The sequence below is a fragment of the Streptomyces sp. NPDC039423 genome (assembly GCF_055598725.1).
The window spans coordinates 272597-287184 of sequence record NZ_JBVKAH010000005.1; the positions used below are offsets into that span (position 1 = coordinate 272597).

14 protein-coding genes and 1 pseudogene are annotated in these 14588 nt (G+C 73.3%); 4 read left to right on the plus strand and 11 right to left on the minus strand.

Annotated elements, in window-relative coordinates:
- Nucleotides 1-159 precede the first annotated feature (159 nt).
- The 4 genes from ACZ7LK_RS18555 to ACZ7LK_RS18570 all read right to left on the minus strand — a co-directional run bounded on the left by ACZ7LK_RS18555 (nt 160) and on the right by ACZ7LK_RS18570 (nt 4020).
- On the minus strand, nt 160-939 hold the full coding sequence (locus tag ACZ7LK_RS18555; protein ID WP_392274106.1) for an ATP-binding cassette domain-containing protein: 780 nt from the start codon (nt 937-939) through the stop codon (nt 160-162).
- Nucleotides 936-1991, minus strand: coding sequence for an ABC transporter permease (locus ACZ7LK_RS18560; RefSeq protein ID WP_392274107.1), 1056 nt, complete (start codon nt 1989-1991; stop codon nt 936-938). Before ACZ7LK_RS18560 ends, ACZ7LK_RS18555 begins: the two co-directional genes overlap by 4 nt.
- Nucleotides 1988-3013, minus strand: coding sequence for a sugar ABC transporter substrate-binding protein (locus ACZ7LK_RS18565; protein WP_469461490.1), 1026 nt, complete (start codon nt 3011-3013; stop codon nt 1988-1990). Before ACZ7LK_RS18565 ends, ACZ7LK_RS18560 begins: the two co-directional genes overlap by 4 nt.
- A 287-nt stretch (nt 3014-3300) precedes the next feature.
- Complete coding sequence (locus ACZ7LK_RS18570; RefSeq protein WP_392274374.1) at nt 3301-4020, minus strand: GntR family transcriptional regulator; 720 nt, start codon at nt 4018-4020, stop codon at nt 3301-3303.
- Between the two features lie 165 nt (nt 4021-4185).
- On the opposite strand from ACZ7LK_RS18570, the gene ACZ7LK_RS18575 reads away from it, so the two are divergent.
- Nucleotides 4186-5193 (plus strand): Gfo/Idh/MocA family protein, encoded by a 1008-nt coding sequence (locus ACZ7LK_RS18575; protein WP_392274109.1) that lies wholly within the window; start codon nt 4186-4188, stop codon nt 5191-5193.
- On the opposite strand, the gene ACZ7LK_RS18580 is transcribed toward ACZ7LK_RS18575, so the two are convergent.
- Genes ACZ7LK_RS18580 through ACZ7LK_RS18595 form a run of 4 tightly spaced genes read right to left on the minus strand, consistent with a single transcriptional unit; the run spans nt 5182 to nt 8742 of the window.
- A complete protein-coding gene (locus ACZ7LK_RS18580) occupies nt 5182-5610 on the minus strand; it encodes a PaaI family thioesterase (protein WP_471141917.1) in 429 nt (142 codons plus the stop codon). The two genes, ACZ7LK_RS18575 and ACZ7LK_RS18580, sit on opposite strands and share 12 nt — an antisense overlap.
- Nucleotides 5611-5614: 4 nt before the next feature.
- Nucleotides 5615-6793, minus strand: a complete 1179-nt coding sequence (locus tag ACZ7LK_RS18585) for a cytochrome P450 family protein (protein ID WP_469461486.1) — start codon at nt 6791-6793, stop codon at nt 5615-5617.
- A gap of 9 nt (nt 6794-6802) precedes the next feature.
- Complete coding sequence (locus tag ACZ7LK_RS18590; RefSeq protein ID WP_392274112.1) at nt 6803-7483, minus strand: response regulator transcription factor; 681 nt, start codon at nt 7481-7483, stop codon at nt 6803-6805.
- Nucleotides 7480-8742 (minus strand): sensor histidine kinase, encoded by a 1263-nt coding sequence (locus tag ACZ7LK_RS18595; protein WP_469461484.1) that lies wholly within the window; start codon nt 8740-8742, stop codon nt 7480-7482. Before ACZ7LK_RS18595 ends, ACZ7LK_RS18590 begins: the two co-directional genes overlap by 4 nt.
- A 146-nt stretch (nt 8743-8888) precedes the next feature.
- On the opposite strand from ACZ7LK_RS18595, the gene ACZ7LK_RS18600 reads away from it, so the two are divergent.
- Nucleotides 8889-9107 (plus strand): hypothetical protein, encoded by a 219-nt coding sequence (locus ACZ7LK_RS18600; RefSeq protein WP_392274114.1) that lies wholly within the window; start codon nt 8889-8891, stop codon nt 9105-9107.
- A 67-nt stretch (nt 9108-9174) separates the two neighbouring features.
- Here ACZ7LK_RS18600 and ACZ7LK_RS18605 read toward each other — a convergent pair.
- Nucleotides 9175-9793: pseudogene (locus ACZ7LK_RS18605) on the minus strand (dihydrofolate reductase family protein).
- A gap of 203 nt (nt 9794-9996) precedes the next feature.
- Between ACZ7LK_RS18605 and ACZ7LK_RS18610 the strand changes: the two are divergent.
- Nucleotides 9997-10731 (plus strand): SDR family oxidoreductase, encoded by a 735-nt coding sequence (locus ACZ7LK_RS18610; protein WP_469461479.1) that lies wholly within the window; start codon nt 9997-9999, stop codon nt 10729-10731.
- Between the two features lie 99 nt (nt 10732-10830).
- On the opposite strand, the gene alc is transcribed toward ACZ7LK_RS18610, so the two are convergent.
- Both alc and allB read right to left on the minus strand, forming a co-directional pair.
- Entirely contained in the window at nt 10831-11943 is a 1113-nt protein-coding gene (gene alc / locus ACZ7LK_RS18615) for an allantoicase (protein WP_392274117.1), read from the minus strand.
- A 5-nt stretch (nt 11944-11948) separates the two neighbouring features.
- Nucleotides 11949-13277 carry an allantoinase AllB gene (gene allB / locus ACZ7LK_RS18620; protein WP_471142238.1) on the minus strand — a complete coding sequence of 443 codons (1329 nt, stop codon included), beginning with the start codon at nt 13275-13277 and terminating at the stop codon, nt 11949-11951.
- A gap of 420 nt (nt 13278-13697) precedes the next feature.
- Here allB and ACZ7LK_RS18625 point away from each other — a divergent pair, with 420 nt between their 5' ends.
- Nucleotides 13698-14507, plus strand: a complete 810-nt coding sequence (locus ACZ7LK_RS18625) for an IclR family transcriptional regulator (protein ID WP_392274118.1) — start codon at nt 13698-13700, stop codon at nt 14505-14507.
- Nucleotides 14508-14588: the final 81 nt, after the last annotated feature.

Here is a 14588-nt window from a genome sequence, read left to right on the forward strand (position 1 = left end):
GGGGCCGGGGGTGGGGCTCCGGCGGCGGACGGCGCCCGCCGCCCTCGATTCTGCCAGGTACGGGGCGGGCGGCGGTGGCGCGGCGGGGTCGGGTGGCCGGGTCCGGCCGCCCCGGGGGGCCGCCGGCCGGTGCGGGGGCGCGGCGGTCCCGGGAGGTGCTCAGCCGGATCTTTCCAGCTCGTGACGGAGGTCCTCCAGCTCGCTGCCGCCCGCCATCTGGCGGGTGAGTTCGTCGAGCGTGACGGAGTCCTTGGTGTGGCTCGCCGCCATCACGCCGCGCTTCAGCAGCACGAACCGGTCGCCGACCAGATAGGCGTGGTGCGGGTTGTGGGTGATGAGCACCACCCCCAGGCCGGCGTCGCGGGCGGCCGCGACGTACTTGAGGACCACCCCGGACTGCTTGACGCCGAGGGCGGCGGTGGGCTCGTCGAGGACGAGGACCTTGGCGCCGAAGTGGACGGCCCGGGCGATCGCCACGCACTGGCGCTCGCCGCCGGACAGGGTGCCGATCGGCTGGTCGACGTCCCGCAGGTCGATGCCCATGCGCAGCAGCTCGGCGCGGGTGGTCTCGCGCATCAGGTCGACGTCGAGGCGCTTGAAGGGGCCCGCGCCCTTGGTGGGCTCCGAGCCGAGGAAGAAGTTGCGCCACACCGGCATGAGCGGGACCACGGCCAGGTCCTGGTAGACGGTGGCGATCCCGCGGTCCAGGGCCTCGCGCGGGGAGGAGAGGGAGGTCTCCTCGCCGTCGACGCGGAAGGTGCCGCCGTCGTGGGCGTGCAGCCCGGCGATGATCTTGATGAGGGTGGACTTGCCGGCGCCGTTGTCGCCCAGGACGCAGGTGATCTCCCCCGCCCGGACCTCCAGGGAGACGCCCTCCAGGGCGCGGATGTTGCCGTAGTACTTGCTGACGTCGTCGAGCTCGACCAGTGGCTCGCTCATGTCGTTGCCTCCGCGCGCTTGCGGACCCAGGCGTTGAGCAGGGTCGCGAGAAGGAGCATCGCCCCGAGGAAGAACTTGAACCAGTCGGGGTTCCACTCGGCGTACACGATGCCCTTGCTGGTCATGCCGAAGATGAACGCGCCGACCGCCGAGCCGATCGCCGAGCCGTAGCCGCCGGTGATCAGGCAGCCGCCGATCACCGCCGCGATGATGTAGATCAGTTCGTTGCCGACGCCCTCGCCGGACTGGACGACGTCGAACGAGAACAGCAGGTGCTGTCCCGAGACCCAGGCGCAGAACGCGACGCCCATGTAGAGGCCGATCTTCGTGCCGCGGACCGGGACGCCGACCGCGCGGGCCGCGTCCGCCCCGCCGCCCACCGCGAAGATCCAGTTGCCGAAGCGGGTGCGCAGCAGGATCCAGGTGGCGACGGCCACCAGGGCGAACCACCACAGGATGGTGACCTTGATGTCGATGCCGCCCAGGGAGAACTGGGAGGCGAACAGGGTCCGGGCCGAGGAGAAGCCCTCCATGTCGGCGATGGTCTTGGTCGACACGGTGCCGCTGATCAGCTTGGTCAGACCCAGGTTGAGGCCGGTCAGCATCAGGAACGTGCCGAGCGTGATGATGAAGCTGGGGAGCTTGGTACGGGTGAGCATGACGCCGTTGAAGGCGCCGATGGCCAGCGTGACGAGCAGCGAGACCAGGACGCCGACCCAGGCGTTGGCGGTCATCTGGAAGCTGAACATCGAGGAGACGAGCGCCGCGCTCGTCACCATCACACCGGCGGACAGGTCGAACTCGCCGCCGATCATCAGCAGGGCGACGGGGACGGCCATGATGCCGATCGTCGAGGCGGCGTACAGGACGGTGCCGAAGCTGGAGGCCCGCAGGAAGCCGTCGGCGACGACCGCGAAGAAGAGGAAGACGGCGGCGGCCCCGACGACGGACCCGAGTTCCGGGCGGCCGAGCAGCTTGCGCAGCGGCGAGGTGCGCAGCAGGCGCTCGTCGCCGGGGGCGCCGTCCTTGGCGGGTGGTGCGGTCGTGGTCACCGGGTACCCCGCTCCGTGAATTCCGCGAGGGCGGCGGCGTCCTTCTCGGTGATGATCTGCGGCCCGGTGAGGACGGGCCGGCCGCCGCCGAGCATGTCGGCGTTGTAGCGGTACAGCCACAGCAGGTCGACGGCCTCGTAGCCCTGGAGGTAGGGCTGCTGGTCGACGGCGAAGCCGAGCTGCTTGCCCTTGAGGCCGGCGGCGACCTTGGCGTTGAGGTCGAAGGTGTCGATCTCCGCGTCGGACCCGGCGGTCTTCCTGGCCTGGACCGCCGCGTCGGCGAACGGCGCGCCGAGGGTGACGACGGCGTCGATGGCGGGGTCGGTCTGGAGCTTCGCCTCGATCGAGGCCTGGACGTCGGGCATGTTGGTCCCGTCGACGTACAGGTTCTGGAGGGTTCCGCCGAAGGTCTTCTTCACCCCGGCGCAGCGCTGCTCGTGGCCGACGTTGCCCTGTTCGTGCAGCACGCACAGGGCCTTCTTGCGGCCCCTTCGGTCCAGCTCGTCGCCGACCGCCTCGCCGGCGATCGTCTCGTCCTGCCCGATGTGCGTGAGGGCGCCGAAGGCCTTGGACTGATCGGATCCGGAGTTGACGGTGATCACCGGGATGCCGGCCTTGACGGCCCTGGCGACGGCGGCCTTCATGGCGTCGGGCTTGGCGAGGGTGACGATCAGCCCGTCGACCTTCTTGTCGACGTAGGAGTCGACGAGCTGCGCCTGCTGCTGGCCCTCGTCGCTGTGGGCGTACAGGAAGTTGATGTTGTCCTTGACGGCGGCCTGCTTGGCGCCGTTCTGGACGATGTCCCAGAAGGTGTCGCCGTCACCGGAGTGGGTGACCATCGCGATCGTCCACTTCGGGGTGTTCACCGCCGCCCGGCCCTCGGCGGCGGCGGCCTTGCGGGCGTCCTCGGCCCGCTTGCCGCCCGTGGCGCTGCATCCCGCCACGGCTCCCGCGAGGGAGATACCGAGCACCGTCGCCAGCACCGCGCGGAACGCGCGTGCCCCTGTCCGAACCCTTGCCACGACGCCGTGCCCCTCTTGATCTGCCGGTGTGCCTGCTGTGGTCGCTGTGCCTGCCGGTCGTGCTCGCGCACGACCGGCCCAGTATCGGTCATGGTGATGTGCCCGGTTTTCACCGGGTACCGGCGGGCCGCCGGACGGGCCGCCCGCGGCCGTTTCTACGGGGGCGGGGCGGCCACGTCAATGGTTTGTCCGAACATCCTTACGCAATGACGTGAAGACGTAAGGGCATTGGCGGGATGCCGTCACGGTGACATCGCCGCGCCACGGCCCTTCGGGTTTTACGGGCGCTACGGCCGGACGAGGAGCTGGAACTCGAACGCGTACCGCGACGCCCGGTAGACGTGGGAACCGAACTCCACCGCGCGGCCGGTGTCGTCGAACGTGGTCCGTTCCATCGTCAGCAGGGGGGCGCCCTGCGCCTCGGTGAGCAGCTCCGCGTCCAGCCCCGTCGCGGCGCGGGCCCCGACCTTCTGGCGGGCGCTGTGCAGGGTGATGCCCGCGCCGCGCATCAGCCGGTACAGGCCGGTGCCCTCCAGCAGCTCGGTGTCCAGGTCCAGCAGGCCGAGCGGGAGGTGGTTGCGCAGCCGCGCCATCGGCTCGTCGTGGGCGAACCGGAGCCGTTCCACGTACCGCACGTCGGTGCCCTCCGGGAGGCCCAGCGCGGCGGCGACCTCGGCGGGGGCCGGCTCGACGCGGTTGGCGAGGACGAGGGTGGCGGGGCGCTGGCCGGCCGCCTCCAGGTCGTCGTAGAGGCTGCTGAGCTCCAGGGGGCGCTTGACCTGGCTGTGCACCACCTGCGTACCGACGCCCCGGCGGCGCACCAGCAGGCCCTTCTCGACGAGGGCCTGGATGGCCTGGCGGACGGTCGGCCGGGACAGGCCCAGGCGGCCCGCCAGCTCGATCTCGTTGCCGAGGAGGCTGCCGGGGGTGAGCGTGCCGCGCTCGATCGCGGCCTCCAGCTGCTGGGAGAGCTGGAAGTAGAGCGGGACCGGGCTGGTGCGGTCCACGCTCAGCGGCAGGCGCACGACGGAACCGGTCTCTTCTCTGGCTGCTCGGGTCTGCTTGGGCACGGGCCGAGCCTATCCACCGGGAATGATGACGGGAAGTTGTGAAGTCCTGTTGTCAGGACAAAAGCTTGACATGATGACGGCCCCGGCATCACCTTGGGGGCCATGCGCATCGGACTCATCGGAACGGGACGTATCGGGAGCTTCCACTCGGGCGTGCTCAGCCGCCACCCGGAGGTGGGGGCCCTCGTGGTCGCCGACGCCGACCCCGGCCGGGCGGCCCAGGTCGCCCGTCTCACCGGCGCCACGGCCGCGCCGACCGTCGACGACGTCTTCGCCTGGGGCGTGGACGCGCTGGTCATCGCCTCGGCGACCGCCTCCCACGCCGAGCTCATCGGCCGCGCCGCCCGCGCCGGGCTGCCCACCTTCTGCGAGAAACCCATCGCCCTCGACCTGCCGGGCACCCTCGGCGCGCTCCGCGAGGTGGAGGCGGCCGGCACCCCACTCCAGCTCGGCTTCATGCGCCGCTTCGACGCCGGCTACCGGGCGGCCCGTGACGCCGTCCGCTCCGGGCGCATCGGCCGGCTGCACACCGTCCGGACCATCACCTCCGACCCGGCACCGCCGCCCGCCGCCTACCTCCCGCTCTCCGGCGGCCTCTACCGCGACTGCCTGGTGCACGACTTCGACATCCTCCGCTGGGTCACCGGCCGCGAGATCACCGAGGTGTACGCGACCGGCGCGGACGCCGGCCCCGCGATGTTCCGCGAGGCCGGCGACGTCGACACGGCCGCCGCGCTCCTCACCCTCGACGACGGCACCCTCGCCACCGCGACCGCCACCCGCTGCAACGGCGCCGGCTACGACGTACGGATGGAACTGGCGGGCGAGCGCGACCAGATCGCGGTGGGCCTCGACGACCGGACGCCCCTCACCTCCACCGAACCGCTGGGCCCGCCCGCCGCCGACAAGCCGTGGCCCGGCTTCCTGGAGCGGTTCGCCCCGGCGTACGAGGCGGAGCTGGACGCCTTCGTGCGCCTCGCCCGCGGCGAGCAGGCCAACCCCTGCGACGGCCGGGAGGCCCTCCAGGCGCTGCGCGTGGCCGAGGCGTGCGAACGATCACGCCGTGAGCGCCGCCCCGTCCGGCTGGACGAGGTGCCGTCAGCCCTCTGAGGCGCCCGGCGCCGACAGGACCGTGCCCTGGGCGACCGCGCACAGGGTCTCGGTCCCGTCGGCGTCCACGGTCAGCAGATCGCAGCGCACCACGGCCTGCCGCCGGCCCGCGTGGACCACCGACGCGCGGGCCCGCAGCGCGAGGCCGGTCGCGGGGCGGACGTACTGGATGGAGAACCCGGCCGTCAGCACCGCCTGCCCGAGGGCGCTGCCAGCGGCGAAGGTGATCGCGTTGTCGGCGGCGTACGAGAGGACCCCGCCGTGCAGGAAGCCGTTCTGCTGGCGCAGGTCGTCGCGGACGTCCACCTCCAGGAGGGCGCCGCCGTCACCGAAGGCGGTGAGGCGGGCGCCGACGAGCCGGCTGAAGGGCTGGTCGTCGAGGACCGCGCGGGCGCGCGCGAGGTCGAAGCCGGTCATCGGGTCACCACCTGACGGGAAGGCGGCGGACGCCGCGGATGAGGAGGCCGGGCAGCCAGTCCAGCGGGCCGGCCGAGGGGTCGAGGGACAGGCCGGGGAAGCGTTCCAGCAGGGAGCGCACCGCGACGCGGCCCTCCAGGCGGGCCAGCGGGGCGCCGAGGCAGTAGTGGATGCCGTGCCCGAAGGCCAGGTGCCCGCCGGTGTCGCGGCGGATGTCGAACCGGTCGGGGTCCGGGAACCTGGCCGGATCCCGGTCGCCCGCACCCAGCCCGGCCAGCACGGCGGCACCCCGCGGGATCACCGTGTCGCCCACCGGGACCGGTTCGAGGGCGAACCGCACGGTGGCGGTCTCGACGGGGCCGTCGTAGCGCAGCATCTCCTCGACCGCGCCGTCGAGCAGGCCGAAGTCGGCCCGTAGGGCGGCGAGTTGGTCCGGGTGGGTGAGCAGGGCGCGGACGCCGTTGGAGATCAGGTTGACCGTCGTCTCGTGCCCGGCGATCAGCAGCAGGTAGGCCATGGCGCACAGTTCCGCGGCCGACAGGCGGTCGCCGTCCTCCGCCCGGGTGCGCAGCAGGGCGGAGAGCAGGTCGTCGGCGGGCCCGGCCCGGCGTTTGTCCTCGACGAGGGCTTCCAGGTAGCCGCCGAGCGCGTACACGGCGGCGTTCCCCGCCTCGGTGCTCGTCGGCGCGACGATCTCGGTGGACCAGGTGCGGAAGGTGTCCCGGTCGGCGGTGGGGACGCCCAGCAGCTCGCAGATCACCGTGATCGGCAGCGGGAAGGCCAGCGCCTCCACGAGGTCGGCGTGGCCGTGCGGTTCCATGGCGTCGAGCAGTTCGTCCGTGATGGCCTGGACGCGCGGGCGGAGGGCCTCCACGCGCCGGCCGGTGAACTCGCGGGCGACGAGCTTGCGCAGCCGGGTGTGGTCGGGCGGGTCGACGACCAGCAGGTTGGGGCCGATGACCTCCTCGTCGAGCATCTGGACTCCGGCCGCCGCGGGCGACTTGGACAGCCGCGGGTCGGCGAGCGCCGCGCGCGCCTCGGCGTGACCGACGACGATCCAGAGCTCGTCCCCGAGGGGGGTGCGTACGTGGTGGACGGGTCCGCTCTCGCGGAGCTTGGCGTAGTACGGGTAGGGGTCGGCGGTGAAGTCCTCGCCGTACTCGCTCAGTTCGACCGTGATCATCGGCTCAGCCTAAGCTCCTTCCTCCCCGTCGAGCAGCCCCGAGTCCTGTACCAGGAGGGCTATCTGGACACGGTTGTTGAGGCCGAATCCGGCCAGGATGCGTGAGACGTGCGTCTTGACGGTCGGCACGCTCATGTACAGGTTCGCGGCGATCTCGGCGTTGGACAGGCCCCGGCCGACGGCGAGGGCCACCTCCCGCTCGCGCGCGCCGAGTCCGGCGAGCCGGGCGGCCGCCGACGCCCGCCGGCCGGTGCGGTGGTCGTCCGCGTGGTGTGCCACATGGGTCATCAACTGGCGGGTGACGGCCGGGGAGAGCACCGGGTCGCCGGCCGCCACCCGGCGTACGGCGTCGACGATCCGGTCCGGCGGGGTGTCCTTCAGGACGAACCCGGCGGCACCGGCCCGCAGCGCCCGCAGCACCTGTTCGTCGGCGTGGAACGTGGTGAGGACGACGACCTCGGGGGCCCCGGGGCGGGCGCGGAGCCGTTCGGTGGCGGTGAGTCCGTCGACGTGCGGCATACGGATGTCCATGAGGACGACGTCGGGGGCGGTACGGGCCACGAGCGCGGGGACGTCGGCGCCGTCGGCGGCCTCCCCGACGATCTCGATGTCGTCGGCGCCGCCGAGCATGAAGGTGAGTCCCGCGCGGACGAGGGGGTCGTCGTCGACGAGGAGCAGCCGGATGGTCATGAGGGCCACGGTAGCCAGGCGTGGAGCCCGAACCCGCCGCCGGGCAGGTGCCCGTGGGTGAGGCGGCCGCCGGCGAGGGTGGCCCGTTCGGTCAGCCCGATGAGTCCCTGGCCGGATCCGGGCACGTGGGGGACGGGGCCGGTGGGGGCGGGGTTGCGGACGTCGACGGTCAGCCCGTCCCCGGGGCGGCCGCGGACGGTGACGGTGACCCGTGTGCCGGGGGCGTGCTTGCGGGCGTTGGTCAGGCCCTCCTGGGCGATGCGGTAGACGGTGCGGCCGGTGGCGGCGGGGACGCCGGCCGGGTCGTCGACGGTGGTGTCGAGCGTGACGTCCATGCCGCCCCGGCGGGACTCGCCGACCAGGGTGCCGAGGGTGGCGAGGGTGGGCTGCGGGCGGTCGCCGTCCTCGCGGTCGCCGGGGGCGCGCAGTACGCCGATGATCTCGCGCAGGTCCTGGAGCGCCTCGTGGGCGCTGTCGCGGATGACCCCGGCGGCACGGGCGACCTGGGGCGGGGGCGCGTCCGGCCGGAACTCCAGGGCACCGGCGTGGACGCTGAGCAGGGTGAGGCGGTGGGCCAGGACGTCGTGCATCTCGCGGGCGATGGCCTCGCGGGCGGCCCGCTGGGCACGTTCGGCGCGGAGCCCGGCCTCGGCCTCGGCGCGCCGGGCGCGTTCCCGCAGGGCGACGACGAGTTGGCGCCGCGAGCGGACGAGCATGCCCCAGGCGGTGACCAGCAGGACCAGGACGACACCGACGGCGATCCCCGCGAGGGGGTGCAGGGTCGGGTCGGGGCGCACGAACACCTGGACGACGCCGCAGACGAGGGCCAGACCGCCGACGTACGCGAGGCGCCGGAACGGCACCCGTACGGCGACGCCGAACAGGGCCACCAGCAGGGCCCCGCCGGCGGTGGGCGCGACCGTGCTCAGTACGGACAGGGCGACGGCCAGGCCCACGGGCCACCGGCGGCGCAGCCAGAGCGCGCAGCAGGCGGCGGCGCCGAGGAGCTGGTCGGCGACGACGGCGGCGGGCGCGTTGCCCAGCGCGCTGGAGGCCTCGGCGGCGAGGACCCCGACGAACGCGGCGAAGAGGAAGGCGGTCGTGTCGACGACCCAGTCCCGTACGGTACGCCGGTGCCGCGCCGGGCGGCCCTGCCCGCCGCCGGGGCCCTCCGGGCCGCCGGGCCCGTCCGTGAGCGCCGGGCCGGCGGGTTCGGCCAGGTCGGAGGGGAGCAGCCAGGGGTAGTCCGCACGCGTCATGCCGCCCAAGTTATGCGGGCGCCGGGCGCCGCGCGGCCCGGGAGGGGCGGTCCGCTACCGAAGTCGCCGAGACCGATACTTCCGGACCCGGCGCCCATACCGAGGGGGGAGGCGGTGGTCCGGCGGCGGGGCCGAGGCTTCCCGGTATGAAGAAGATCCTGGAAGTCATCGGCACCCTGTCCCTCGTCGTCGGCGTGTGCGGGGTGCTGCGTGAGCTGACCGGCTGGTTCCGGTTCCTGGGGTTCACGCGGTACCTGACGGACCGTGTGGGGATCCTGCACGGGCGGGAGCTGTTCGCCCACATCGTGCTCGCGGTGACCGGGTTCGCCGTCCTGATGATCGCGGACCGGCTGCGGCGGGCGTAGGGGGTGGGCGGACGTCCCGGGCCGGGGGGTGCCCGGCCGCCCGGGGCCGGTCGGGTGCCCCGGGTCGTCAGTCGCCGGGGGCGAAGGTGCCGAACCGGGCGGGGCCGGCGACGCGGTAGGTCTGGATGGTGACGCCGGTGGTCGTGGCGCGGTGGCCGGTCAGCTCGAAGGCGGTGGGCGCCGCCGTCGGGGAAGAGGCGGCGTCCCTTGCCCAGGAAGACCGGGTAGACCAGCAGGTTCAGCTCGTCGACCAGGCCCAGGGCGATGAGGCTCCGGGCGAGCCGGGCGCTGCCGTGGACCTGGATCTCGCGGCCGGGCAGCCGCTTGAGGCGGTCGACCTCCTCGGCCAGGTCGCCCGTGAGGACGGTGGAGTTGTGCCACTCGGCCGTGCCGAGGGTGCGGGACACCACGTACTTGGGCAGGGAGTTGAGCCGGCCGGCGACCGGATCGTCCTCGTCGGTGACGTGGGGCCAGTACGCGGCGAAGATCTCGTACGTCCGGCGGCCGAGCAGGAAGCCGTCCACCCGGCCGAACACCTCGTCCATGAACCGGCCGAACTCCTCGTCCACGTAGGGGACGCTCCAGCCGCCGTACGCGAAGCCGTCGGTGCGGTCCTCGTCGGGGCCGCCCGGAGCCTGCATGACTCCGTCGAGCGTCATGAAGGTGGTGACGGTGAGCCTGGCCATGGCCGGCGCCTTCCTCCGGGAGCGGTCGGTCTCCTTCATCGTGTGCCACGACGACGGACCGTGCCTCCGCACGGAACGCACCCGGGCGCGGGCCTCCCGGTCTCGGGGTCCGATTCCCGCCAGCGCCCCGGCCGCCCCTCCGATGTCATTGAACCCGCAACCACTTTGGACGTACCACGGTGGACGAAGGCTCGGAGGGGCACATGAACGGCAGGACAGCTCTGGTCACCGGCGGCAGCCGCGGCATCGGGGCGGCGGTCGCGCTGCGGCTGGCCCAGGAGGGCGCGGACGTCGCGATCACCTACGTGCGGGGCGAGGAGCAGGCCCGGGAGGTCGTCGCCAAGATCGAGGCGACCGGGCGGCGCGGGGTCGCGCTGCGCGCCGATTCCGCGGACGCGGCCGAGGCGGCGGGCGCCGTGGAGCGCGCGGCGGGCGCCCTGGGCGGGCGGCTGGACGTGCTCGTCAACAACGCCGGCATCGGGGTGCTCGCCCCGCTGGAGGACCTGACGGACGGCGATGTGGACCGGGTGCTGGCGGTGAACGTGCGCGGCGTGTTCCTGGCGTCGCGGGCGGCCGCGGCGCGCATGGGGCGGGGCGGGCGGATCATCACCGTCGGCTCGTGCATGACGCAGCGCGTGCCGGGCCCCGGCGGGACGCTCTACACGATGAGCAAGTCGGCGCTGACCGGCCTGACCAAGGCACTCGCCCGGGAGCTGGGCGGGCGCGGCATCACGGCGAACATCGTCCACCCGGGGCCGGTCGACACCGACATGAACCCGGCGGACGGCCCGTACGCGGACGGGCAGCGCGCGCTGACGGCACTGGGCCGCTTCGGCGTGCCGGACGAGGTGGCGTCGATGGTGGCGTTCCTGGCCGGTGAGGAGGCGGCGTTCGTGACGGGCGCCGAGTTCGCGGTGGACGGCGGGCACGCCGCGTAGGGCGTGCGCGGACACGCGGGGGGAGGGCGCGAGGGCGCACCGGTGCTGTCGGGCCGGGGCGCCCCCGCGTACGGGCAGGTGTCGTACTGCCCGGGTCGGTCAGCCCAGCTCGTCGTGGCGGGCGGCGAGGCGCTTGGCGCCCAGTGCCGTCAGCGAGCCGAACAGGCGGAGGCGGGAGATGCCGCCGTCCGGGTAGATGTCGACGCGGACGTGCGTGCCGACCGCCGGCTCCGGCAGGACGAACCGGTGGTTGGTGTCCGGCTGGAGGCGGGTGCGCGGCAGGACCTCGGTCCACTCGCCGCCCTCGCCGTCGCGTACCGAGAGGGCGGCCCAGCCGGCGCTGTTGCCCTTCAGGTAGGCCGTGTCGATCTCGACCGCGCGGACGGCGGACTGCTCGACGAGCCGGTAGCGGATCCAGTCGTTGCCCTTGTCGCGGCGGCGGCGGGTCTCCCAGCCGTCGTCCATCTTGCGGGAGCGGCCCGGCTGGATGGTGTTGGTGGCCGGGGAGTAGAACCGGTCGGAGGCGTCCTCGACGTGGCCGCCGTTCTCCAGCGCCACGACGTCGAAGGTGCCGAGCACGCCGAGCCAGGCCGGGTCGGGGGCGACGTCGCCGTACACGCGGAGGCGGGCGATGCCGCCGTCCGGGTGCTGCTTGACCCGCAGGTGCGTGAAGCGCCGCTCGACGTCGACGGCGAAGCCGTTGGCCGCGTGGCCGCCGATGGCGGTGCGCGGGACGAGGGTCGTCCACTCGACGTCGTCGGCGAGGAGCTGTTCGGGCGACGGGGAGCCGGCCGCCGCGGTCGCCTCGACGGAGACGGCCTGCGGGTAGTTGCCGCGGAAGTGGGCGGTGTCGACGACGATGCCGCGGACGACGCCGGGCGCGCCGAGGCGCACCAAGGCCCAGTCGTGGTCCTCGTCCGTCGGGTGGGGCTCGGTGGCGGAGACGCCGCGGCGGCGGCGCGTCTCCCAGCCGTCCATGATCTTGCCCTTGTGGCCGAAGTGCTCGGGGTCGAACTCGGCGGGCTCGGGCTTGAGCATGTTCTCGCGCTCGGCGAAGAACTCGTCGTTGGCGGCGATGACGCCCGCGCCGAGGCGGCGGTCGGCCAGGTCGACCAGGCCGGTGAAGGGGAAGTCCGCGGTGCGGTAGTCGGCGTAGGGGTCACCGCCGCCGTACGGGCTGGCGTCGCCGGTGAAGGACGGTATGGCGGTCACGGGTGTCACTTGTTCCTTTCGAGCAGCCGGCCGGTGGGCTCGGCCGGGATGCCGTTGTCGGCGATGCGCACGCCGCGCAGCCAGGTGGACCTGACGACGCCGTGCAGGGTCTTGCCGGCGTACGCGGTGACCCGGTTGCGGTGGTGCAGCTCGGCCGGGTCGACGGTGAAGCTCTCGTCCGGGTCGAGGACGGCGAAGTCGGCGTCGCGGCCGGCTTCGATGGCGCCCTTGCGGTCGAGGCCGGCGAGGCGGGCCGGGCCGGCGGACATCCAGCGGACGACGTCCTCCAGGGTGTGTCCGCGGCGGCGGGCCTCGGTCCAGACGGCGGGCAGGCCGAGCTGGAGGGAGGAGATGCCGCCCCAGGCGGTGGAGAAGTCGGGGGTCTTGAGGTCGGCGGTGGAGGGCGAGTGGTCGGACACGATGGCGTCGATCGTCCCGTCGGCGAGGCCCTCCCACAGCGCGTCCTGGTTGGACGCCTCACGGATGGGCGGGCAGCACTTGAACTCCGTGGCGCCGTCCGGGACCTCCTCGGCCGTGAGGGTGAGGAAGTGCGGGCAGCTCTCGACGGTGATCCGCACGCCCTCGCGACGGGCGGCGGCGATCATCGGCAGCGCGTCGGCGGAGGACAGGTGGAGCACGTGCACGCGCGCGTCGAGCCGCCTGGCCTGGTTGATGAGGTTCTCGATGGCGGTGTTCTCGGCGTCGCGCGGCCGGGAGGCGAGGAAGTCGGCGTACTTCGGCCAGCTCTTCTGCGGGGCGGCGTCCAGGTGGTGCGGGTCCTCGGCGTGCACGATCAGCAGGCCGCCGAAGCCCGCGATCTCGGCGAGGGACGCGGTGAGCTGCTCCTGGTCGAGCGAGGGGAACTCGTCGACGCCGGAGGGCGACAGGAAGCACTTGAAACCGAAGACGCCCGCGTCGTGCAGCGGCCGGAGGTCCTTGACGTTGTCCGGCAGGGCGCCACCCCAGAAGCCGACGTCGATGTGCGCCTTGGCGCGGGCCACGTCCTGCTTGGTGCGCAGGTTGCCGACCGTGGTCGTGGGCGGCAGCGAGTTGAGCGGCATGTCGATGAGGGTGGTGATGCCGCCGGCGGCGGCCGCGCGGGTGGCGGTCCAAAAGCCCTCCCACTCGGTGCGGCCGGGGTCGTTCACATGGACGTGGGTGTCGACGAGGCCGGGGAGGACGACGTGGTCGCCGACGTCCTCCAGCCGGGCGCCGGCGGGCACCTCGGCGTCGTGGGGCAGCACCGCCGCGATGCGGCCGCCGGCGACGGCGACCGAGGCGGGGCGGGTGCCCTCGGGGGTGATCACGCGCGTCGAGCGCAGTACCAGCGTCACCTCCGCGTCCGTGTCGACGCCGGCGACGTCGACGTCGCCACCCTGTTGCGCGTTGCCGTTCAGGTCCACGTTCCCGTCCACATCGCCTTCCACATCGCCGGTCGGATCATCGTTTTCACGAGTTTTTCAACGAACTGTTGAAGGAGTCTTCACTCCGGACCCCACCTCGTCAAGGGTCCCCCGGTTCCTCGCCGGGTGGCGGACGGGCGGCTTGGATGTTTCCATGAAGTGGAAACATAATTTCACCCAGGAGAACGTAGCTCTCCACATGAGGAGCACCGGCAGACCTTCGCGCACCCCCGCGGACACCCGGACAAACAGCGCCTGACCGGCCAAGACGTCCCACCGAGGGCGATGTGCCCGGAGGAAGGGCCCGGTAGGCTGCTGACTTGCCGCATCCGCCTCGAAAGGACCGTTGACGTGCCGACGTCCAGCGCCAGCACCACCGACGCCGCCAAACCCGCCGCCGCGACCGGCGGTGTCCAGTCCCTGGAGCGTGCCTTCGACCTTCTGGAGCGGATGGCCGATGCCGGGGGCGAGGTCGGGCTGAGCGAGCTCTCGTCCAGCAGCGGACTGCCGCTGCCCACCATCCACCGCCTGATGCGCACGCTGGTGGCCTGCGGTTACGTACGCCAGCAGCCCAACCGCCGGTACGCGCTGGGCCCCCGCCTCATCCGGCTCGGCGAGTCCGCCGCCCGGCTGCTGGGCACCTGGGCCCGCCCCTACCTGGCCCGGCTGGTCGAGGAGACCGGCGAGACCGCGAACATGGCGCTGCTCGACGGCGACGAGATCGTGTACGTGGCCCAGGTGCCGTCCAAGCACTCGATGCGGATGTTCACCGAGGTCGGCCGGCGCGTGCTGCCGCACTCCACGGGCGTGGGCAAGGCGCTGCTGGCGCACACCCCGCCCGAGGAGGTCCGGGCGCTGCTCGCCCGCACCGGCATGCCGGCCGCGACGGAGAAGACGATCACCACGCCCGACGGCTTCCTGCACGCCCTGGAGCAGGTGCGTTCGGCGGGGTACGCCGTGGACGACAGCGAGCAGGAGATCGGCGTCCGCTGCATCGCGGTGTCGGTGCCCGACTCCCCCACCGCCGCCGCCATCTCCATCTCCGGCCCGGCCGGCCGGGTCACCGAGGCCGCGACGGAGCGGATCGTCCCGATCCTCCAGGGCATCGCCAAGGAACTGTCCACGGCGCTGGCGAACCCCGCCAACAACGGCCAGGCCTGACCCGGACCCGGACCCGCCGGTACCGCCCGGCCTCGCCCCCGGGCCGGACCCGGGGCAGCCGGGGCGCGCCCGGAAGCGGGT

Coding starts and splice junctions, on each gene's coding strand:
- ACZ7LK_RS18555 (WP_392274106.1), bottom strand. CDS start 939: ATGAGCGAGCCACTGGTCGAGCTCGACGACGTCAGCAAGTACTACGGC.
- ACZ7LK_RS18575 (WP_392274109.1), top strand. CDS start 4,186: ATGCGCATCGGACTCATCGGAACGGGACGTATCGGGAGCTTCCACTCG.
- ACZ7LK_RS18580 (WP_471141917.1), bottom strand. CDS start 5,610: ATGACCGGCTTCGACCTCGCGCGCGCCCGCGCGGTCCTCGACGACCAG.
- ACZ7LK_RS18585 (WP_469461486.1), bottom strand. CDS start 6,793: ATGATCACGGTCGAACTGAGCGAGTACGGCGAGGACTTCACCGCCGAC.
- ACZ7LK_RS18590 (WP_392274112.1), bottom strand. CDS start 7,483: ATGACCATCCGGCTGCTCCTCGTCGACGACGACCCCCTCGTCCGCGCG.
- ACZ7LK_RS18595 (WP_469461484.1), bottom strand. CDS start 8,742: ATGACGCGTGCGGACTACCCCTGGCTGCTCCCCTCCGACCTGGCCGAA.
- ACZ7LK_RS18600 (WP_392274114.1), top strand. CDS start 8,889: ATGAAGAAGATCCTGGAAGTCATCGGCACCCTGTCCCTCGTCGTCGGC.
- ACZ7LK_RS18610 (WP_469461479.1), top strand. CDS start 9,997: ATGAACGGCAGGACAGCTCTGGTCACCGGCGGCAGCCGCGGCATCGGG.